This window comes from Klebsiella sp. S69, from assembly GCF_016516145.1.
Classification (GTDB): Bacteria; Pseudomonadota; Gammaproteobacteria; order Enterobacterales; family Enterobacteriaceae; genus Klebsiella; species Klebsiella oxytoca.
This window is the reverse complement of record NZ_JACVUU010000008.1, coordinates 174,452-194,639: the sequence shown is the minus strand read 5'-3', so window position 1 is coordinate 194,639 and position 20,188 is coordinate 174,452. Positions and strand designations below refer to the sequence as shown.

The following is a 20,188-nucleotide window of genomic DNA, read 5'->3' as shown; positions in this document are numbered from 1 at the left end:
GGTTGCGTCTACCCGACCAGCTGTTTCAGCAGCTTTTCCACAAAGCGCGGCACTTCTTCGCTTGCCGGGCCATAGTGTTTCTCGGCAAATTCGCTGCCTACCTGGCTTGGTTCGAGATTTAGCTCAACCGTGTGGGCGCCCTGCAGCCGCGCTTCATGGACAAACCCTGCCGCCGGATAAACGTGCCCGGAAGTACCGATGGCGATAAAGATATCCGCCTCCGCCAGCGCCAGGTAGATTTCATCCATATCCAGCGGCATCTCGCCGAACCACACCACGTGCGGGCGCAGCGGCGCGGGAAACTGGCAGCAGTGACACTTATCTTCCGTCGTCACATCACCGGTCCACGCCACCACCTGGCCGCTCCACGAACAGCGCACCTTCAGCAGCTCGCCGTGCATATGGATCACCCGACGGTTGCCCGCGCGCTCGTGCAGATTATCGATATTCTGGGTCACCAGTAGAAAATGGTCACCCAGTCTCTCTTCCAGCCGCGCCAGCGCCTGATGCGCCGCATTGGGCGCAATGTCCGGGCTTTGCAGCTGACGACGGCGATCGTTGTAAAACGCCTGCACCAGCGCCGGGTCGCGGGCGAACCCTTCCGGCGTGGCGACGTCTTCAACCCGATGCTCCTCCCACAGGCCGTCGGCGGCGCGGAAGGTTTTAATTCCCGACTCCGCCGAAATACCCGCGCCGGTTAGCACCACGACTCTTGGTTTTTCCATCGTTTCAGGTGTCTCCTTATCTTCGCCGAAGAAAATCCGCTGACGCAGACGGTCTCGTAACCGACGCTTATTGCGGCGAAATCGGCTTAATCGATGTAAGCGGCGCGACTGCATAGCTACCTCTGTCGTTAATGAGTCAGATGAAGGAAGGCCGCACCGCGCATACCTCCCGCATCGCCATGACGCGCGCGTTCGATGCGCGGCACGCTGGCAACGGGGAGCAGATGTCGCGGCAGGCGCTGCGCCAGCCCTTCGGTTATTGCTGTAAAATTAGACAATCCCCCGCCCAACACCAGCAGATCCGGGTCGACAATCGTTAAAATATTGCCCAGGCACACCGCCAGCAGATCGAGATAGCGCTCAACGTGCTCGCGCGCCTTCGCGTCGCCCTGCTGCCAGAGCGCGACGATCTCGGGTGAGGTTAAGGATTGTTGGTAAAAATGGTGGTACAGCCAGGCAAAGCCGCGTCCGGAAAGGTAGTTTTCAATGCAGCCCAGTTGGCCGCAGCCGCAGCGCGTAAGCGGGAAATCGCGCCCTACGACTTCCAGCGCATCCACCGGCAGGCGGATATGGCCGAATTCGCCGGTTATATAGCGATGCCCGGTAATCGATTTACCGTTGAGCACCAGCCCGCCGCCAACGCCGGTGCCGAGGATCATCCCCATCACCAGCGGGTATTGGGTAAATTCGTCGTCCCACGCTTCGGAGAGGGCAAAACAGTTGGCGTCGTTATCAAGCCGCACATCGCGCCCCAGCCGCTCGCTCAGATCGGCCCGCAGCCGTCTGCCGCTGGCGGCAGGGACGTTGGCGGCATATAGCGTACCGTCTTCCGTCTCCGGCATGCCGGGAATACCGATGCCCACCGAACCCTGACAGCCGAAGCGCTGGTCGGCCTCCGCCACCAGCGCTTCTACCGCTTGCAAAAAATCTTCATAGCTCTCTTTTGGCGTGGCGACGCGTTTTTCCCACTGCAGCCGCCGCGCGTTATCAAATACGCCCAACGCTATTTTGCTGCCGCCAATGTCAAATCCATAGTACATTTCAGCCATTCCTCTTTACCGATCGGCAACGCCGACCATGACGATAAATTACTGGCCACTCAGCACCCTCGCCGGGTCAATGCGGCTGGCGCGGCGGGCGGGATACCAGCTGGCCAGCAAACTCAGCAACAGTGCCGTCACCAGCACGTAAACGACGTCCAGCCAGTGCAGTTCAGACGGCAGGAAGTCAATAAAATAGATGTCGCCGGAGAGGAATTTATGCCCGATCAGATCCTCAATACCGTTAATGATTGCGGTCAGCTTAAATGCGCAGATAACGCCAATAGCCACGCCAATCAGGCTACCTACCGAACCGGCAAGTAAACCATACCATACGAAAATCGCGCGGATCAGCCCGTCTTTTGCGCCAAGCGTGCGCAGCACCGCAATATCGCCGCTTTTATCTTTCACCGCCATCACCAGGGTCGAGACGATGTTAAAGCAGGCCACGCCAATCACCAGCACCATCGCCAGATACATAATGGCGCGAATCATCTGAATATCCCGGTACATATAGCCGTAGGTACCGATCCAGCTTTTGATGTAAACGTAGCTGTTGGTCACTTCGCCCGCATCGCGTACCAGCGTATTGGCATGAAACACGTCGGTCACTTTGATAGCGATCCCCGTCACGCTGCTGCCCATATCCAGGTACTGCTGCGCATCCTGCATGGGAATCATGGCAAAACTATGATCGAGCTGGCCGCTGAGCTGCAAAATGCCGGTAACATGAAGCCTGACGCGCTTTGGCTGCAGCAGCTGGTGCTCGGCATCGGAGTTAGGGATCATGATCGACACCCAGTCGCCCTGCTTGACGTGCAGCGCATCGGCAACGCCCTTACCGAGGATCACCTGTTGCTCGCCGGCTTTAAAGCTGGCCCACGCATTGTTCTGCACAAAGTTGGGTAACGAACTGAGACGACTTTCCTGCTGCGGGTCGACGCCTTTCACCTGAATTGCGCGCATGTTGCTGCCGCTCTCCACCAACCCGGTGAAGTTAATATAAGGCGCCGCGGCAACGATGCCTTTGACCTTCTCAACCTTCGCCAGCGCCTCGTTCCAGTTGTTCCACGGCTGGTTTACCGGCTCAATTTCACCGTGCGGGACCACCGCCAGAATGCGGTTATTGAGCTCGCGTTCGAAGCCGTTCATCGCGCTCAGGCCAACGATCAACACCGCCACGCCCAGCGCGATACCGATGGTCGAGATAACCGAAATCAGCGACACCATCCCACCGCGCCGCCGTCCACGGCTAAAGCGCAGGGCAATCAATAACGATAACGGAGAAGCCATTACTCAGCCCCCATCAGGGATAGTTCGGCTGTCAGGCGCCCGTCGCGCATCTCCAGCTGGCGGCTCATGCGTTTTGCCAGCTGGAGGTCGTGGGTCACCACCAGGAAGGCGGTACGCTGGGCGATGTTCAGCTCGCCAAGCAGCTGAAAAATGCTGTCGGCGTTGCGGGCGTCAAGGTTACCGGTGGGCTCGTCCGCCAGCACCAGGCGCGGTTTATTCACCAGCGCGCGGGCAATCGCGACGCGCTGACGCTCGCCGCCGGAGAGCTCCGACGGACGGTGATCGCTACGGTGCTCAAGCCCGACGGAGCGCAGCATCGCTTTCGCCTGACGCTCGATATCCGCCGCCTTCTGTTTACCAATCAGCAGCGGCATCGCTACGTTTTCCAGGGCAGTGAAATCCGGCAGCAGATGGTGAAACTGATAGATAAAGCCCAGTTCGCGATTGCGCAGATCGGCGCGGGCGGCGGCGGAGAGCCGGCTCATTGGCTGGCCGGAAAAGATAACGTCACCGGAGGTTGGCGTGTCCAGCCCGCCCAGCAGATGCAGCAGCGTACTTTTGCCGGAACCGGAGGTACCGACAATCGCCATCATCTCGCCCTCTTCAATGCTGAAGCTGACATCGTGCAACACGTCGGTTTGCACGGTGCCTTCCTGATAGCGTTTGCACAGGTTGTCGCATTGCAGCAGGATCTTATTCATAACGTAAAGCCTCAGCGGGTTGAGTGGCGGCAGCGCGCCATGAAGGATACAACGTAGAGAGTAATGCCAGCGCCATGGCCACGAGGGCAATGACGATGACCTGCAGCGGCTCAATAGCCACCGGCAGCGCGGCGCCGTCGAGGAACGCGCCGATAATCGGCATTAAATTATTGAGCTGGCTGGCAAGCAGCGCGCCCAGCCCGGCGCCGAGCAGCGCACCGACGATCCCGGCGCTGGCCCCCTGGACCATAAAGACCAGCATGATCTGCCGCGGCGTCAGGCCGAGGGTCTGCAGGATCGCCACTTCACCCTGTTTTTCCATAACCATCATGCCCAGAGAAGTAATGATGTTAAAGGCGGCCACGGCGATAATCAGGCTCAGCAGCAGGCCCATCATATTTTTTTCCATCCGCACGGCCTGGAACAGTTCGCCTTTTCGCTCGCGCCAGTCCTGCCATTTGGTGCCTTCCGGCAGTTTCTGCTGGCTGAGCGTGTCGACCTGCAGAGGCTGACTCAGCCACAGACGCCAGCCGGTAATGTTCCCCTGGGGGTAACGCATCAGGCGAGAAGCATCGTCGATATTGGTCAACATCTGATAGCCATCGACTTCGCTGCTGGCGGCAAAGGTACCGATCACGTTGAACAGGCGCTGGCTGGGAAGCCGCCCCATCGGGGTAAACTGGCTGGCGGAAGGCACCATCACGCGGATCCGATCGCCGCGGTTGACCCCCAACTGCCCTGCCAGCTGCTCACCCAGGATGACGTTATATTTTCCGGCCTGCAGATCGCTCTGCTTCACGTTAACCAGATAAGGGCTCAATGGATCTTTTTGCGCCGGGTCGATGCCGAGCATCACGCCAACCGCTACGCTGCGGGCGCTTTGCAGCACCACATCGCCGGTGGTCAGCGGCGCCACGCGGGTGACGCCCTGTAGTCTGGCTGTGCTTTCCGGCAGTTTTTGCGGGTTTATAGACCCCTGCTGTGCGCTGAGAATGGCCTGCGGCATCAGCCCCAGGATGTTGTTTTGCAGCTCGCGCTCAAAGCCGTTCATCACCGAAAGAACGGTCACCAGCGCCATCACGCCAAGCGTAATGCCAATAGTGGAAAGCCAGGAGACGAAACGACCGAAGCGGTCGGCTGCGCGCCCGCGCATATAGCGAAGGCCGATAAAAAGTGCGGCAGGTTGATACATGTAATCCATCTGATTGCTGATAGCCGATGTCCGAGTATATAAGCGATTATGAGCAGCGTAAATGACTGAAACCTGTAGATTTTATTGGCAAAATCAGTAAAAAATCAATATAAACAACAACATAGAAACATAAGTCGTTATTTAACTTTACGCTTATCGGAGTTCGTTACATTTTCGTCCGTAACATGACATTTGCGATACGGGTTGGCGAATCCTGGTCGATCGCGGATAATCAGACTATTGAATATCAGCGAGTTGCCCTCCATATCGGCAGAGCGAATCCTCAAGAGATCATGATACCGTCTATGCCTGAACAATACCGATACTCTCTGCCGGTTAAAGCCGGCGATCAGCGCCAGCTTGGCGAACTGACCGGCGCGGCCTGCGCCACTCTGGTGGCTGAAATGGCCGAGCGCCACGGCGGCCCGGTGGTACTGATAGCCCCCGATATGCAGAACGCCCTGCGTCTGAATGATGAAATCAGGCAGTTTACCGACAGCATGGTAGCAGGCCTGGCGGACTGGGAAACGCTCCCCTACGATAGCTTCTCTCCGCACCAGGATATTATCTCTTCACGTCTCGCCACCCTGTACCAGCTCCCGACCATGGAACGCGGCGTGCTGATCGTCCCGGTCAGCACTCTCATGCAGCGCGTCTGTCCGCATAATTTCCTCCACGGCCACGCGCTGGTGATGAAAAAAGGCCAGCGGCTGTCGCGGGATGCGCTGCGCTCGCAGCTGGATAGCGCCGGCTATCGTCACGTCGATCAGGTCATGGAGCACGGCGAGTACGCCACGCGCGGCGCATTGCTTGATCTGTTCCCGATGGGCAGCGAGCAGCCCTACCGTCTCGATTTTTTTGATGATGAGATCGATAGCCTGCGTCTGTTCGACGTCGACAGCCAGCGAACGCTGGAGGAAGTCGCCAGTATCAACCTGCTTCCGGCGCACGAATTTCCGACCGACCAGGCCGCTATCGAGCTGTTTCGCAGCCAGTGGCGCGACCGCTTCGAGGTTAAGCGCGACGCCGAGCATGTTTATCAGCAGGTCAGTAAAGGCACGCTGCCTGCGGGGATCGAATACTGGCAGCCTCTGTTCTTTAACGAACCGCTGCCGCCGCTGTTCAGCTATTTCCCGGCGAAAACGCTGATCGTCAACACCGGCGATCTCGAAGCCAGCGCCGAACGCTTCCAGAATGAAACCCGCGCTCGCTTTGAAAATCGCGGCGTTGATCCGATGCGTCCGCTTTTGCCGCCGGAGCAGCTGTGGTTGCGCAGCGATGAACTGTTCAGCGAGCTGAAAAAATGGCCGCGCGTGCAGCTCAAAACCGAACGCCTGGCGGAGAAGGCCGCTAATACCAATCTCGGCTATCAAAAATTACCCGAGCTGGCGATTCAGGCGCAGAACAAAGCGCCGCTGGATAACCTGCGCCGATTCCTCGAATCCTTTAGCGGGCCGGTGATTTTCTCGGTTGAGAGCGAGGGACGCCGCGAAGCACTCGGTGAAATGCTGGCCCGCATCAAGATCGCGCCAAAGCATATTTTGCGTCTTGAAGAGGCGACGGGTAACGGCCGCTATTTGATGATCGGCGCCGCCGAGCATGGCTTTATTGATAGCCAGCGCAACCTGGCGCTGATTTGCGAAAGCGACCTGCTGGGCGAGCGCGTTGCCCGCCGTCGTCAGGATTCACGCCGCACCATCAATCCGGATACGTTGATTCGTAACCTGGCGGAGCTGCATATCGGTCAGCCGGTGGTGCATCTGGAGCATGGAGTTGGGCGCTATGCCGGAATGACGACCCTTGAAGCGGGCGGCATTAATGGCGAATACCTGATGCTGACCTACGCCAACGACGCCAAACTGTACGTCCCGGTGTCCTCACTGCATCTGATTAGCCGCTATGCGGGCGGGGCGGAAGAGAATGCGCCGCTGCATAAACTGGGCGGCGACGTCTGGGCGCGAGCGCGGCAGAAAGCGGCCGAGAAAGTGCGCGACGTGGCCGCCGAGCTGCTGGATATCTATGCCCAGCGCGCGGCGAAAGCCGGCTATGCGTTTAAACATGATAAACAGCAGTATCAGCTGTTTTGCGACAGTTTCCCGTTCGAGACCACGCCCGACCAGGCGCAGGCTATTAACGCCGTCCTGAGCGATATGTGCCAGCCTCTGGCGATGGACCGTCTGGTGTGCGGCGATGTTGGCTTCGGCAAAACGGAAGTGGCGATGCGCGCCGCTTTCCTGGCGGTCGAAAACCATAAGCAGGTGGCGGTGCTGGTGCCAACCACCCTGCTCGCCCAGCAGCACTTCGATAACTTCCGCGATCGCTTTGCTAACTGGCCGGTGCGTATTGAGATGCTTTCGCGCTTTCGCAGCGCCAAAGAGCAGGCGCAGATCCTTGAGCAAGTCGCGGAAGGAAAAATCGATATTCTTATCGGCACCCATAAACTGCTGCAGCCGGACGTTAAGCTGCGCGATCTCGGTCTCCTGATTGTTGATGAAGAGCACCGCTTTGGCGTGCGTCACAAAGAGCGCATCAAGGCAATGCGCGCCGACGTCGATATCCTGACCCTGACCGCGACGCCTATTCCGCGCACGCTGAATATGGCGATGAGCGGTATGCGCGATCTTTCGATCATCGCCACGCCGCCCGCCCGCCGTCTGGCGGTCAAAACCTTCGTTCGCGAATATGACGCGCTGGTGGTACGCGAGGCGATCCTGCGTGAGGTGCTGCGCGGCGGCCAGGTTTACTACCTCTATAATGACGTGGAAAACATCCAGAAAGCCGCCGAGAGGCTGGCGGAGCTGGTGCCGGAAGCGCGCATTACCATCGGTCATGGACAGATGCGCGAGCGCGAGCTCGAGCGGGTGATGAACGATTTCCATCACCAGCGTTTTAACGTGCTGGTCTGTACCACCATTATCGAAACCGGGATCGACATACCCACGGCGAACACCATTATTATTGAGCGTGCCGATCACTTCGGCCTGGCTCAGCTGCATCAGCTACGCGGACGCGTTGGCCGGTCGCACCATCAGGCCTATGCCTGGCTGCTGACGCCGCATCCGAAAGCGATGACCCCCGATGCGCAAAAACGCCTTGAGGCTATTGCATCGCTGGAAGATCTCGGCGCTGGCTTTGCGCTGGCGACCCATGACCTCGAAATTCGCGGCGCGGGCGAGCTGCTGGGCGAAGATCAGAGCGGTTCTATGGAAACCATCGGCTTCTCCCTCTATATGGAGCTACTGGAAAACGCCGTTGACGCGCTGAAGGCCGGGCGCGAGCCCTCGCTGGAGGATCTCACCAGCCAGCAGACCGAAGTTGAGCTACGGATGCCGTCGCTGCTGCCAGACGACTTTATCCCGGATGTGAATACTCGCCTGTCGTTCTACAAACGCATTGCCAGCGCGAAGAGTGAGAATGAGCTGGAGGAGATCAAAGTCGAACTTATCGATCGTTTTGGCCTGCTGCCGGATCCGGCCCGCAATCTGCTCGATATCGCCCGGCTGCGCCAGCAGGCGCAGAAGCTGGGGATCCGCAAGCTTGAGAGCAACGAAAAAGGCGGCACCATTGAGTTTAACGAGAAGAATAACGTTAATCCGATGTGGCTGATTGGCCTGCTGCAGAAGCAGCCGCAGCACTATCGACTGGATGGCCCGACGCGCCTCAAATTTACGCAGGACCTCGCCGAGCGTAAAACGCGGATGGACTGGGTGCGCCAGTTTATGCTTCAGCTGGAAGAGAACGCCACCGCTTAACGGTGCCCGGGATACGATCCGCGCGTCGTATCCCGGCCCCCTCATATTCGGCAAAATTTACAAACATTTTGCAATCCCTCTGCACTTCCACACACTCGTTCGACCATAATCTCAGGGACTTTTCGTATAAAAATAACCACTTACTTAATATGGAATTAAGGTGATGAAGAGCTTTTCGCGACTTTCTTTCTGGCTGGGGATGATGGCTATCGCCACCGCGCTGGCGCTGCCCGCTCGCGCCAATACCTGGCCCCTGCCGCCTCCGGGCAGCCGTCTGGTCGGGCAGAACCAGTTCCACGTGGTCGAGAATAATGGCGGCTCGCTGGAAGCGATCGCTAAGAAGTACAACGTCGGTTTTCTGGCCCTGCTTCAGGCGAACCCCGGCGTGGATCCTTACGTTCCGCGAGCCGGTAGCGTACTGACCATCCCGCTGCAAACTCTGCTGCCCGACGCGACACGAGAAGGGTTAGTCCTTAACCTGGCCGAACTTCGTCTCTATTACTATCCGCCGGGCAAAAATGAAGTGACCGTGTACCCTATCGGCATCGGCCAGCTCGGCGGTGATACCATCACCCCAACGATGGTCACCACCGTATCCGACAAACGCGCCAACCCAACCTGGACGCCTACGGCCAATATTCGCGCCCGCTATAAGGCGATGGGCATTGACCTGCCTGCCGTTATGCCCGCCGGGCCGGATAATCCGATGGGCCACCACGCCATTCGTCTGGCAGCGTACGGCGGCGTCTACCTGCTACACGGCACCAACGCCGATTTCGGTATCGGCATGCGCGTAAGCTCCGGCTGTATTCGTCTGCGCGATGATGATATCAAAGCGTTGTACAATGAAATTAGCCCGGGCACCCGAGTGACGATAATCAATACGCCCATTAAGGTATCCGTTGAGCCGAACGGTACCCGTCTGGTAGAAGTGCACCAGCCGCTGTCAAAGCATATTGACGACGATCCGCAGACCCTGCCGATTACGCTCACTGACAGCATGCAGGCTTTCAAACAGGCGCAGTTGACCGATACCGAAGTGATGGAACGTGCAATGATGCTGCGCTCCGGTATGCCGGTTGATGTGACCCGTCACCCTCGGGCCAGCGAACAGTCGCTATAGTTCATCCGCTAACGGACGTAAAAAAACCGCCTTCAGTTCACTGAGGCGGTTTTTTTATGGCAATAATCAAACAGAGTACAGCTTTACTGCGTTTCGCGGCGCCATAAAGGGGTGGGCGCCGCGTCTCAGCAGGGAATAACTTACTTCTTACTTCGCGCGGTCAGCTGAAGGGGGTCAGAACCGCGCGTGGTCAGGGGCAAAACAGGGGTGGTGCTAAATTATTTATAGATAACCGCGGTTCCGTGAAGGGTATTTGGACCGGTTACTGAAGTGATACGGTAAGAGGTTGCACCCATCTCTTCCGCTTTTTGCGCCAGCTGATCTTCCAGAGAACCCAGGTTGGTGCCAGCAGAGGCGGAAACGGTACCGATTTTATGCTGGCCCGCCGGAGTGGATTGAACTTCAACAGCGGCAAAGCTGGCGAAAGAGAGCGAGCTGAGAACAGCGGCGATGGTTAATGTTTTAACATTTTTCATGATTATTAAACCTGTGCAGATGAATATTTTTGTAGGGACGAACGCATTTACTTAACGATCGATAGGTAAATAATAATGTGATCCACATCACACGTCAAACTATTTTTATAACGTTCGTTTAACTATCTACAAACAGCTTAAAATTCATACATATATGAATTATTTATTTTTAGGCCTGCATCGCTGGCAGCCCATCAGCTTTATTTTTATAATGCTTCTTCAACACACCAACACAGGTACAGCGGCACCATGACAACTGACGTTCAAAGTTGCACGAAAAAAAGCCGTGGCCGACCTAAAGTGTTCGACAGGGAAGCGGCGCTGGATAAGGCCATGACACTCTTCTGGCAGCACGGCTATGAAGCCACCTCTCTCGCCGATCTGGTCGAAGCGACGGGCGCAAAAGCGCCAACGCTTTATGCCGAATTCGTGAATAAAGAGGGGTTGTTTCGGGCGGTGCTGGATCGCTACATCTCGCGTTTTGCCGCCAGGCATGAGGCGCTTTTGTTTGACGACGAGAAAACCGTCGATCGGGCCTTGCGCGATTATTTCACCGCCGTCGCGACCTGCTTCACCAGCAAAGAGACGCCGGCAGGCTGTTTTATGATCAATACCTCTGCGGCGCTGGCGGCCTCCTCAACCGATATCGCCAATACCGTGAAGTCGCGGCACGCGATGCAGGAACAGACGCTCACTCATTTTCTCCAGCAGCGGCAGCTGCGCGGCGAACTGCCGCCAGACGGCGATGTTCATCAGCTGGCGCAGTTCCTGAACTGTATACTGCAGGGGATGTCCATCAGCGCCCGCGAAGGCGCCGATTTCACTAAAATCATGCAAATTGCCGAGACCACGCTGCGATTGTGGCCCCAGGTTCTTCAGCGCTAATTTCTTCTCTACCGGTGGGCACTCCACCGGTTTTATCCCCGCCTTACCCACACATTACGTCATGTTTTCAGTCGTTTATTTCTTTTTTTCTCGAGAATGATATTGATAACAATAATCAATACGGGCAGAATTCAGCCTTAAACATTTCTGTTTATTTCACCCTGTAACAACCGGTACACCCGTACCGGAAAATTAAAACAACGATATCGTTAGCCCTAACTAATTCGAGTTGCAGGACAAGGTACTTGTGCCTTGAACTGCGCTAGTGCTGGCCCCGTAGGGGCCAGCGCCATGGATGGGCCGAGTAATCCAAAGCCAACACCTGCGACTTGAAGAATGACGGGCATAAACTCATAAAAGGAATGAGCATGAACAAGCGTCTCTGGGTACTCAACCCACTGCTGCTGGCAACCGCCCTGCCCGCCTGGGCCGCTGATGACAATATGATCGTCAGCGCTAACCGAACGCATCGCACCGTCGCTGAAATGGCGCAGACCACCTGGGTCATTGAAGGCCAGGAGATTGAACAGCAGGTACAGGGCGGTAAAGAATTTAAAGATGTGCTTGCGCAGCTGATCCCTGGCATCGACGTCAGCAGCCAGGGACGCACCAACTACGGCATGAACATGCGCGGCCGCGCGATCGTCGTCCTGATCGATGGCGTTCGCCTTAACTCCTCCCGTACCGACAGTCGCCAGCTGGATTCAATCGATCCGTTTAACATTGAACACATTGAGGTGATCTCCGGCGCCACCTCGCTCTACGGCGGCGGCAGTACCGGTGGTCTTATCAATATCGTCACCAAAAAGGGACAACAAGAGCGTCAGGTCGATCTGGAACTGGGAGGCAAATCCGGCTTTGCTAATAGCAACGATCGCGATGAACGCGTGGCGGCAGCGGTCAGCGGCGGTACCGACCACGCTTCCGGTCGTTTGTCGGTCGCTTATCAGCGCTTCGGCGGCTGGTATGACGGTAACCACGATGCGCTAATCCTGGATAATACCCAGACCGGCCTGCAGCATTCCGATCGCCTCGACGTCATGGGGACGGGAACCATTGAAATTGACGATAACCGTCAGCTGCAGCTGGTTACGCAGTATTATAAAAGCCAGGGCGACGATTATGGCCTGTACCTGGGGAAAAATATGTCGGCGGTGACCGGCGACGGCAAGGCCTTTACCACCGATGGTCTGAACTCGGACCGCGTACCCGGCACCGAGCGTCACCTCATTAGCCTGCAGTATTCCGATGCCGATTTCCTTGGCCAGAACCTCGTCAGTCAGGTTTATTATCGCGATGAGTCCCTGACCTTTTATCCCTTCCCTACGCTGAGCAAAGGCCTGGTTAGCAGCTTCTCATCCTCAAAACAGGATACCGATCAATACGGGGCGAAAGTCACCCTTAACAGCCAGCCGCTGGACGGATGGGACCTGACCTGGGGGCTGGATGCGGACCACGAAACGTTCAACGCCAATCAGATGTTCTTCGATCTGAATCGGTCAATGTCTTCCGGCGGCCTGAATAACCAGGCAATCTATACCACTGGCCGTTATCCCGGCTACAGCATTACCAATCTGGCGCCGTTCCTGCAGTCCAGCTACGATCTGAACGATATTTTCACCCTCAGCGGCGGCGTACGTTACCAGTGGACGGAAAACCGGGTCGATGACTTTGTTGGCTATGCCCAGCAGCAGGATGTCGCCGGCGGTAAGGTCAGCTCGGCGGATGCCATTCCGGGCGGAAAAACCGATTACGATAACTTCCTGTTTAACGCCGGGATCGTTGCTCATCTCACCGACCGCCAGCAAACCTGGTTTAACTTCTCTCAGGGCGTTGAGCTACCGGACCCGGGGAAATACTACGGCATCGGCAAGTATGGCGCGGCGGTCAACGGCCATCTCCCGCTTCTCTCCAGCGTTAACGTCGGCGACTCGCCGCTGCAGGGGATCAAAGTCAACTCTTACGAACTGGGCTGGCGCTATACCGGTGATAACCTGCGCACCCAGCTGGCGGCATACTATTCGACCTCCGATAAGACGATTGTCGTTAACCGTACCGACATGACCATCGACGTGCAGTCCGATAAACGCCGTATTTACGGCCTTGAAGGGGCCGTAGATTACTTCTTCCCGAATAGCGACTGGAGCGCCGGAGCTAACTTTAACGTGCTGAAATCTCAGGTGAAGAGTGACGGTAGCTGGCAGAAGTGGGACGTGACGCTCGCCTCGCCGTCAAAAGCCACCGCCTGGGTTGGCTGGGCGCCCGAACCGTGGTCGCTGCGGGTACAGAGCCAACAGGTATTCGATCTCAGCGATGCCAGCGGCAATAAGCTTGATGGTTATAATACCGTGGACTTTATCGGCAGCTACGCGCTACCTCTTGGCAAACTGACCTTCAGTATCGAGAACCTGCTTAATGAAGATTATGTCACCGTCTGGGGCCAGCGCGCGCCGCTGCTCTACAGCCCAACCTACGGCAGCAGCTCTCTGTACGAATATAAAGGTCGCGGCCGTACCTTTGGCCTGAACTACGCACTGAGCTTCTGATAAAAAAAGCCCCTCGGCCTGAGCGACTGAGGGGCTAATAGAGATAAACATCTTTTTTACGCTTTGTTAGTCAGAATCAGTTGACCATTGCTGTCCAGCGGGATTTGCGCGCCGGGGTCGCGATCCATACGGATTTTGCCCTGCTGGTCGCCGATTTTGTAAGTGACGTCATAGCCGAGCATTTTTTCCGATTTGTCATACACCGTTTTACAGCGCTGCTGCGTGGTTGTGTAGGTGTCCCCTTCCTGCATTGAGCCCTGAATCTGGTTACCAGCATAGCCGCCGCCCAGCGCGCCCACGACGGTGGCAACGTCGCGGCCGCGGCCGCCGCCGAACTGATGACCAATCACCCCGCCAGCCACTGCGCCTAAGACTGAACCGGCAATACGGTTTTCATCCTGCACCGGGCGACGATGAGTAACGGTGACGTTTCGGCACTCTTTACGCGGGGTTTTAATGCTCTCTTTTATCGGCGTACTGGACACCACCTGCGCATACTGCGGTCCGCGATCTAACACGTTAAGACCGGCAACGGCTGCAACGCCCAGCGCGGCAGCCACGCCAATCCCTATACCCGCCAACATAGATTTATTCACGGGACATCCTCCTTTGTTGCTATTACCGCTAAGTTTGCCGCTCAGCCATAAGCCTTGCAAATAAGAAAGCGGATGAAAAGTGCGTGAACGTACGGCAAATCAAGGTGATTCGGAGAAATCTGAGGGGGTTTTAAGGAAAAGACAGGAGGATATTCTGGATATTTCCGGGGGAAAGCTTAGCGGAGGGATCCGGGCGACAGCACCTTTTGGCTCTGCCGCCCGAACAACATTAATGCAGCTTCAGACGCGGGCGAATAATACGGTTGATACGCCCTACCAGCATCATCAGGCCGGTTTTGAAGTAACCGTGCAGCGCAATCTGGTGCATACGGTACAGAGAGATATAGACGAAACGCGCAATGCGCCCTTCAATCATCATTGAACCGCGCATCAGGTTGCCCATCAGGCTGCCCACGGTGGAATAGTTGGAGAGCGACACCAGCGAACCGTGATCCTTATAGGTATAGGCTTTAAGGGGTTTACCTTTCATCTGCGCCAGAATGTTGTGCAGAGCGCAGGTCGCCATCTGGTGCGCAGCCTGAGCGCGCGGTGGGACAAAACCGCCTTCAGGACGGGCGCAGGAGGCACAGTCGCCAATGGCGTAGATATCCTCGTCGCGAGTAGTTTGCAGCGTCGGCTCAACCACCAGCTGGTTAATGCGGTTGGTTTCCAGGCCGCCAATCTCTTTCATGAAGTCCGGCGCTTTAATGCCGGCCGCCCAGACCATCAGATCCGCGTTAATAAATTCGCCTTCTTTCGTGTGCAGACCGTTAGCATCGGCGCTGGTGACCATGGTTTTGGTCAAAACGCGAACGCCCAGCTTGGTCAGCTCGTTGTGCGCCGCGCCGGAGATACGCGGCGGCAGTGCCGGCAGAATACGCTCGCCGGCTTCAACCAGCGTCACGTTCAGAGCTTCGTTAGTCAGACCTTTATAGCCGTAGCTGTGCAGCTGCTTCACCGCGTTATGCAGCTCGGCCGACAGCTCAACGCCGGTTGCGCCGCCGCCTACGATGGCGATATTCACCTTACCGTCCGCCCCAAGATTCGCCGAGTACTTGAGGAACAGATCCAGCATTTCTTGATGGAAACGACGCGCCTGGTGCGGGTTGTCGAGGAAAATGCAGTTTTCTTTAACCCCTGGCGTATTGAAATCGTTAGAGGTACTTCCCAGCGCCATCACCAGCGTGTCGTAAGGCAGCTTACGTTCAGGTACCAGCAGCTCACCCTTTTCGTTACGCAGTTCAGCAAGGGCGATCGTTTTGGTCTCGCGGTTAATATCTACCACTGACCCCAGCTGGAACTGGAAGCCGTGGTTACGGGCGTGGGCCAGGTAGCTCAGCGCGTCTACACCTTCATCAAGTGAACCAGTCGCTACTTCATGCAGCAGCGGTTTCCACAGGTGGCTGTGGTTACGATCGACCAGCGTAATTTTGGCTTTCTTATTGCGGCCCAGCTTTTTACCCAGCTGGGTAGCCAGCTCCAGCCCACCGGCACCACCACCCACAATCACTATTTTTTTCAATGGTGTAGTCACGCGACCCCCTAAAATTATTAACCAATTGTTAATTAAAAGTTATTGATATAGCCTTTAATTAACAACAGGTTACGGCATTGAAACCATTCAGCGAGATCGAGAATAACATGAACGGTGCATTGGTCATACCAAAATTGATATGCATCAAGTTTTACTGCATATTTTTTGAGCGCGCAATCGCAGAAATGGATAAAAAAAGCCCGCATTGTTTTCACTTTGCGGGCCGGGAGCGATCAGCCGAGGGTTTTGAAGGCTTTTATTCGCTGGAGATGCGGGGAGATATTTTTAAACTTGTGGGTCTGTTCTTCATCCCAGATGATCTCATAGTAGTGGTGCAGCAGGTCCGCAGAACGCTGGCTATCCAGCGCTTCATCCTGTCGTGACAGCACCACCAGGCAGCGGTCGCGGTTTTTTTCACGGAAATTATTCACGCACTTGGTGGCGATATCCGCATACTCTTCCGGCCGGTCAATCTTGCCTTCCATGTTTTCATCAGGAAACAGGTTGGGGTTGAAAACGGCCTGGCGAATATCGCAAAGAAAGCCAATTCTCTCCGCCCAGAAACCACCGAGACCCACGCCGCAAATGAGGGGTCGTTCGTCGGCGCTTAGCTGCAACATTTTATCGACTTCTTTTAACAAATGCTGCATATCATGTTTAGGATGCCGCGTGCTGTAGCTAATCAACCGGACATCGGGGTCAATAAACTGAAGCTGTAGCACCTTCTCATGGTTACCGGGGCTGTTTGAGTCAAAACCATGTAAATAGATAATCATCGCATCCTCACCAGACAACAACGCCTTTCAGGTATATTACGCGGACTTCGCCTCTTGCCAGCGCGCGTGAAGCTGCTCCAGCTGCGCGCTTATTGTCTTCCAGCGGGCGGAATCCCTTAACGCCTGACGGCTAATGGAACCTTTATGATACAATTTCGTAACACGCTCTGCTTTGATCGGCGACAGGTTATCCAGCACGCTGACCGCACCCTTACGATTATTGCAGACAAGGATCATATCGCAACCCGCATCCAGGGACGCCTGGCCGCGTTCGGCATAGCTGCCCATAATCGCCGCGCCTTCCATTGACAGATCGTCAGAGAATATTACGCCGTCAAATCCCAGCTCGCCGCGCAGGACCGTTTTCAGCCAGTGCGCGGAGCCGCTGGCGGGACGGGGGTCAACGTCGCTGTAAATAACGTGGGCGGGCATAATAGCATCCAGACGCTGCTCGCCGATCAGCGTGCGGAACACGGCCATATCTTTCGCGCGAATTTCCGCTTCCGCACGCGGATCGCGCGGCGTCTCTTTGTGAGAGTCTGCCGTCACCGCCCCATGCCCCGGGAAGTGCTTGCCGGTGGTTTTCATACCCGCGCCGTGCATGCCATCGATGAAATGGCGAGCTATCGCCAGCGCCTTGTCGGGGTCCTGATGATAAGAACGCTCGCCAATAGCGGCGCTGATATGTCCGACATCCAGCACCGGCGCAAAGCTGATATCAATATCCATAGCGATCATTTCGCTGGCCATCAGCCAACCGGCTTCTGCGGCCAGCCGGCCGCCCTCTTCCATGCCTAGCAGGGCGGCGAAAGATTGCGCTGCAGGAAGACGGGTAAAGCCCTCGCGGAAACGCTGCACGCGACCGCCTTCTTGATCGACCGCCACCACCAGATGGTTGCGCGAAGCCTCGCGGATCTGGCGAACCAGCTCACGCAGCTGCGCCGGATCGTGATAGTTGCGGGTAAACAGGATCAGCCCGCCAACCAAAGGATGCGCCAGAATCTCACGCTCTTCCGCATCCAGTTCAAAACCTTCGACATCCAACATCACCGGGCCCACAGCCACCTCTCTTATCCTTTTATTTTTTGTCTAACTGACGCCATATCTCATCGGCCAGCGTGATAAACTGCCGGTCGCCGGTTTGCTGCCAGCGTTGTTCATACCAGCCCGCCATCAGCAGCCGCACCCAAGGGCGCCAGCGCTGAATTTGCCGCCAGAGCTGAAGCTCATCAATGTGCGCCTGTCGCGCATACTCTGCGGTAAGCTGGCGATGCGCAACGGGGTCGATCCACACCGCCGCCAGTTCCAGCGCGATATCGCCATCGCCCGCATATTCCCAGTCAATCAGCCGCAGTCCCGCCTCGCCGCGAACAATGTTGCCCGCATGGACATCCATATGTAAGGGCGCCAGACGTAACGGCTGCGGTTCGCCCCGGCGAAGCAGCCGCTTATGCCACCGTAGCCACAGCGGTGTACGGCGCGCAGGACTGCACTGCTGCCAGTAACGCTCAAGCAGCGGCCGCAGCGCGACACGCCAGCCAAAGCGTGGCTGCCGGTGCAGATGATACAGCAACCCTGCGAGCGCCGGACACTCCGGTAATGCGTTGACCACGTCGCCAGAGCAATATTCCACCACCATCCAGGCGGGAGAATAAAAAACCGGCGCAGGCGCTAAGGTATTGGGAAGGCGGGAAAGCACACGGTACTGGCGGCGGAAGTCGCAGGACGGCGCATGCGGGTCGTGCGGCTGGCGCAGCACCCGCTTTCGCCGGCCATCGCTGAGAATACAGCTGCCGCCGCTCAGCCCGGTTTCGGACAGCGCGGCGACAGGCGTATAGCGGGGGAAAAAGCGCGACAGCACTTCGTCGCGCGTGAGCTTATTGTTGCTGAACAGCACCTTTACCCGACCAGATAATTTCGCCGGTTTGTACCAGCATCAGCTGCATTTTCAGCTCAGGTGAATTGACGTTGCCGGTTGCGTTGGAATAGAGCACATACTGTGCGCCAACGGTGCGCGCAATGCCCATCGCTTTGCTGCGACTACCAAGGCTATCCTGTGGCGACAGGCCAAGCTGCTGTTTGGCCACGCCCAGCTGCTGCTGGGAAACCAGGGTGAATTTTCCGTTACCCTCAAGCGCATTACGCAGCGCCGTGGTGGCTTCACCCGCATTCAACGTGCCGTTAGTGCGGTTGTTGACGCTGTCGACCAGCAAAATGCTGCCCGCATTTACGCCGCTGGCCTGCAGCATCTGACCAATCATCGGCTGCACCGCGGAGTGCCAGTCAAAATGACGCACGCGCGGCGCCGGCTGCGCAGGCTGCTCGCCGTGTTCAATCGGACCCGGCTGGGTCGGTATCACGGGAATAGTCGGCACAGTCGGCTGCGGCTGAACAGGCTGCTGCGGCTTCGGCTGCGCTTCCTCAACGGGAGCGGGTTCCTGACGTTGACCCACGCATCCGGCAAGGAATATCGCCAGTGCGGTAACTAATGCATAGCGACATAGTTTAATCATTACGATTACCTCTTACAGATAAAGATAAAGTCGGGCCTTGTGCGCCCCCAGAATATTGGCGCTGCCATAAAGCGTAACGGAAGAGTGCGCAGGAACCGTTATGCTGCGTGCAGACTCCAGCGGATGCATTTCCAGTCCCCTGGCGTCATACCAGAAAAAGCGATAATGCACGGTCACCGGAACCTGGCGTTCATTGAACAATCTGGTGGTTGCCGTCGCCTGAATCTCGGATGCGGTTACCGTTGGTACTTCAGCGCTGATTCCTGCTGCCAGTACGTTTGATTCCATCACCAGACTTTGCTGATCGCTGACCGGTATTTCCGGATGCGAACTGCACCCGGCCAGTAATGTCACGGCCAGTAATGCGCCGATATGGGCTGCACGCATGGAGTTTAACCTTTATGAGCCAGCATCGGGCCTAACGGACGGCCGCCCAGCAGGTGCATATGGATATGATAGACCTCCTGGCCGCCGTGGCGATTGCAGTTAACGATCAGGCGATAGCCATCGTCGGCGAGCCCCTCATCGCGGGCGATTTTCGCCGCTACGGTCATCATGCGCCCCAGAGCCAGCTCATGCTCTGCGGTCACATCATTGACGGTGGGAATCAGGATATTGGGAACGATCAGAATATGGGTCGGCGCCTGCGGAGAGATATCGCGAAAAGCGGTAACGAGCTCATCCTGATAAACCACATCCGACGGGATCTCCCGGCGAATGATTTTACTGAAAATCGTTTCTTCTGCCATGACTGATTCCTTAATCATTTTTATACCGTGCACTGGCCTGCCCCTGCAGGTAAACGCGGACGCACGGAATTCCTCTAAGAGTATGAGCGAGTTACTCCCCCTCTTTCAACCTGAATGCGTTTTTTCTTACGCCACAAAGCGCCTGGCTGCCGACGGATTAATCGTTTATTACCTGGAAACGATGCAACGGCAGAAATAACGCCTTTATAACCTTCATGCTTACCCTTATTTACAGTTTAAATATTAATGCGTATATTTCTCATTTGCATTCAAAATGAATGCAATGC

18 protein-coding genes and 1 pseudogene are annotated in these 20,188 nt (G+C 56.5%); 4 read left to right on the top strand and 15 right to left on the bottom strand.

Features of this window, described 5'->3' with window-relative positions; genetic code table 11:
- Window positions 1-8: 8 nt before the first annotated feature.
- The 6 genes and pseudogenes from cobB to IAE27_RS29590 form a co-directional block, all read right to left on the bottom strand.
- Complete coding sequence (gene cobB, locus IAE27_RS10385) at window positions 9-839, bottom strand: Sir2 family NAD+-dependent deacetylase (protein WP_154022132.1); 831 nt, start codon at window positions 837-839, stop codon at window positions 9-11.
- Window positions 840-853: 14 nt separating this feature from the next.
- A complete protein-coding gene (nagK, locus tag IAE27_RS10380) occupies window positions 854-1,765 on the bottom strand; it encodes an N-acetylglucosamine kinase (RefSeq protein WP_004101137.1) in 912 nt (303 codons plus the stop codon).
- A 48-nt stretch (window positions 1,766-1,813) separates the two neighbouring features.
- Window positions 1,814-3,058: a lipoprotein-releasing ABC transporter permease subunit LolE gene (gene lolE, locus IAE27_RS10375; RefSeq protein ID WP_004112196.1), complete on the bottom strand. Its 1,245-nt coding sequence runs from the start codon at window positions 3,056-3,058 to the stop codon at window positions 1,814-1,816.
- Window positions 3,058-3,759: a lipoprotein-releasing ABC transporter ATP-binding protein LolD gene (lolD, locus tag IAE27_RS10370; protein WP_017146116.1), complete on the bottom strand. Its 702-nt coding sequence runs from the start codon at window positions 3,757-3,759 to the stop codon at window positions 3,058-3,060. The genes lolE and lolD overlap by 1 nt, the downstream gene beginning before the upstream one ends.
- Window positions 3,752-4,951 carry a lipoprotein-releasing ABC transporter permease subunit LolC gene (lolC, locus tag IAE27_RS10365; RefSeq protein WP_108705022.1) on the bottom strand — a complete coding sequence of 400 codons (1,200 nt, stop codon included), beginning with the start codon at window positions 4,949-4,951 and terminating at the stop codon, window positions 3,752-3,754. The genes lolD and lolC overlap by 8 nt, the downstream gene beginning before the upstream one ends.
- A gap of 185 nt (window positions 4,952-5,136) precedes the next feature.
- Window positions 5,137-5,217 (bottom strand): annotated as a pseudogene (locus IAE27_RS29590) (hypothetical protein); the annotation flags it as partial.
- Window positions 5,218-5,256: 39 nt separating this feature from the next.
- Here IAE27_RS29590 and mfd point away from each other — a divergent pair.
- Window positions 5,257-8,703, top strand: a complete 3,447-nt coding sequence (mfd, locus tag IAE27_RS10360) for a transcription-repair coupling factor (RefSeq protein WP_017146119.1) — start codon at window positions 5,257-5,259, stop codon at window positions 8,701-8,703.
- A 163-nt stretch (window positions 8,704-8,866) separates the two neighbouring features.
- Window positions 8,867-9,826 carry a L,D-transpeptidase LdtC gene (gene ldtC / locus IAE27_RS10355; RefSeq protein ID WP_064373092.1) on the top strand — a complete coding sequence of 320 codons (960 nt, stop codon included), beginning with the start codon at window positions 8,867-8,869 and terminating at the stop codon, window positions 9,824-9,826.
- A 218-nt stretch (window positions 9,827-10,044) separates the two neighbouring features.
- Here ldtC and bhsA read toward each other — a convergent pair whose 3' ends face one another.
- On the bottom strand, window positions 10,045-10,302 hold the full coding sequence (gene bhsA, locus IAE27_RS10350) for a multiple stress resistance protein BhsA (RefSeq protein WP_004101130.1): 258 nt from the start codon (window positions 10,300-10,302) through the stop codon (window positions 10,045-10,047).
- A 249-nt stretch (window positions 10,303-10,551) separates the two neighbouring features.
- Between bhsA and IAE27_RS10345 the strand changes: the two genes are divergently transcribed.
- Together IAE27_RS10345 and IAE27_RS10340 are read left to right on the top strand one after the other, a co-directional pair.
- Window positions 10,552-11,187 (top strand): TetR/AcrR family transcriptional regulator, encoded by a 636-nt coding sequence (locus IAE27_RS10345; RefSeq protein ID WP_004101129.1) that lies wholly within the window; start codon window positions 10,552-10,554, stop codon window positions 11,185-11,187.
- Window positions 11,188-11,555: 368 nt separating this feature from the next.
- The gene (locus IAE27_RS10340) at window positions 11,556-13,733 is read left to right on the top strand and encodes a TonB-dependent siderophore receptor (RefSeq protein ID WP_070557365.1); all 2,178 of its coding nucleotides are present in this window, start codon (window positions 11,556-11,558) and stop codon (window positions 13,731-13,733) included.
- 56 nt (window positions 13,734-13,789) lie between these two features.
- Here IAE27_RS10340 and IAE27_RS10335 read toward each other — a convergent pair whose 3' ends face one another.
- The 8 genes from IAE27_RS10335 to hinT all read right to left on the bottom strand — a co-directional run bounded on the left by IAE27_RS10335 (window position 13,790) and on the right by hinT (window position 19,901).
- Entirely contained in the window at window positions 13,790-14,329 is a 540-nt protein-coding gene (locus IAE27_RS10335; RefSeq protein WP_004101127.1) for a glycine zipper 2TM domain-containing protein, read from the bottom strand.
- A 229-nt stretch (window positions 14,330-14,558) separates the two neighbouring features.
- The gene (locus IAE27_RS10330; protein ID WP_004101125.1) at window positions 14,559-15,863 is read right to left on the bottom strand and encodes an NAD(P)/FAD-dependent oxidoreductase; all 1,305 of its coding nucleotides are present in this window, start codon (window positions 15,861-15,863) and stop codon (window positions 14,559-14,561) included.
- Window positions 15,864-16,096: 233 nt separating this feature from the next.
- The gene (gene ycfP, locus IAE27_RS10325; protein ID WP_070557367.1) at window positions 16,097-16,639 is read right to left on the bottom strand and encodes an alpha/beta hydrolase YcfP; all 543 of its coding nucleotides are present in this window, start codon (window positions 16,637-16,639) and stop codon (window positions 16,097-16,099) included.
- A 36-nt stretch (window positions 16,640-16,675) separates the two neighbouring features.
- Window positions 16,676-17,686 carry a beta-N-acetylhexosaminidase gene (gene nagZ / locus IAE27_RS10320; protein WP_029779317.1) on the bottom strand — a complete coding sequence of 337 codons (1,011 nt, stop codon included), beginning with the start codon at window positions 17,684-17,686 and terminating at the stop codon, window positions 16,676-16,678.
- 31 nt (window positions 17,687-17,717) lie between these two features.
- Window positions 17,718-18,536: a thiamine kinase gene (gene thiK, locus IAE27_RS10315; RefSeq protein ID WP_108703956.1), complete on the bottom strand. Its 819-nt coding sequence runs from the start codon at window positions 18,534-18,536 to the stop codon at window positions 17,718-17,720.
- Complete coding sequence (gene lpoB / locus IAE27_RS10310; RefSeq protein WP_004101106.1) at window positions 18,517-19,152, bottom strand: penicillin-binding protein activator LpoB; 636 nt, start codon at window positions 19,150-19,152, stop codon at window positions 18,517-18,519. The genes thiK and lpoB overlap by 20 nt, the downstream gene beginning before the upstream one ends.
- 12 nt (window positions 19,153-19,164) lie before the next feature.
- Window positions 19,165-19,539 carry a YcfL family protein gene (locus IAE27_RS10305; protein WP_004101105.1) on the bottom strand — a complete coding sequence of 125 codons (375 nt, stop codon included), beginning with the start codon at window positions 19,537-19,539 and terminating at the stop codon, window positions 19,165-19,167.
- A gap of 5 nt (window positions 19,540-19,544) precedes the next feature.
- Window positions 19,545-19,901: a purine nucleoside phosphoramidase gene (hinT, locus tag IAE27_RS10300; RefSeq protein WP_004112181.1), complete on the bottom strand. Its 357-nt coding sequence runs from the start codon at window positions 19,899-19,901 to the stop codon at window positions 19,545-19,547.
- Window positions 19,902-20,188 lie beyond the last annotated feature (287 nt).

Coding starts and splice junctions, on each gene's coding strand:
- cobB (WP_154022132.1), bottom strand. CDS start 839: ATGCAGTCGCGCCGCTTACATCGATTAAGCCGATTTCGCCGCAATAAG.
- nagK (WP_004101137.1), bottom strand. CDS start 1,765: ATGTACTATGGATTTGACATTGGCGGCAGCAAAATAGCGTTGGGCGTA.
- lolE (WP_004112196.1), bottom strand. CDS start 3,058: ATGGCTTCTCCGTTATCGTTATTGATTGCCCTGCGCTTTAGCCGTGGA.
- lolD (WP_017146116.1), bottom strand. CDS start 3,759: ATGAATAAGATCCTGCTGCAATGCGACAACCTGTGCAAACGCTATCAG.
- lolC (WP_108705022.1), bottom strand. CDS start 4,951: ATGTATCAACCTGCCGCACTTTTTATCGGCCTTCGCTATATGCGCGGG.
- mfd (WP_017146119.1), top strand. CDS start 5,257: ATGCCTGAACAATACCGATACTCTCTGCCGGTTAAAGCCGGCGATCAG.
- ldtC (WP_064373092.1), top strand. CDS start 8,867: ATGAAGAGCTTTTCGCGACTTTCTTTCTGGCTGGGGATGATGGCTATC.
- bhsA (WP_004101130.1), bottom strand. CDS start 10,302: ATGAAAAATGTTAAAACATTAACCATCGCCGCTGTTCTCAGCTCGCTC.
- IAE27_RS10345 (WP_004101129.1), top strand. CDS start 10,552: ATGACAACTGACGTTCAAAGTTGCACGAAAAAAAGCCGTGGCCGACCT.
- IAE27_RS10340 (WP_070557365.1), top strand. CDS start 11,556: ATGAACAAGCGTCTCTGGGTACTCAACCCACTGCTGCTGGCAACCGCC.
- ycfP (WP_070557367.1), bottom strand. CDS start 16,639: ATGATTATCTATTTACATGGTTTTGACTCAAACAGCCCCGGTAACCAT.
- nagZ (WP_029779317.1), bottom strand. CDS start 17,686: ATGTTGGATGTCGAAGGTTTTGAACTGGATGCGGAAGAGCGTGAGATT.
- lpoB (WP_004101106.1), bottom strand. CDS start 19,152: ATGATTAAACTATGTCGCTATGCATTAGTTACCGCACTGGCGATATTC.
- IAE27_RS10305 (WP_004101105.1), bottom strand. CDS start 19,539: ATGCGTGCAGCCCATATCGGCGCATTACTGGCCGTGACATTACTGGCC.
- hinT (WP_004112181.1), bottom strand. CDS start 19,901: ATGGCAGAAGAAACGATTTTCAGTAAAATCATTCGCCGGGAGATCCCG.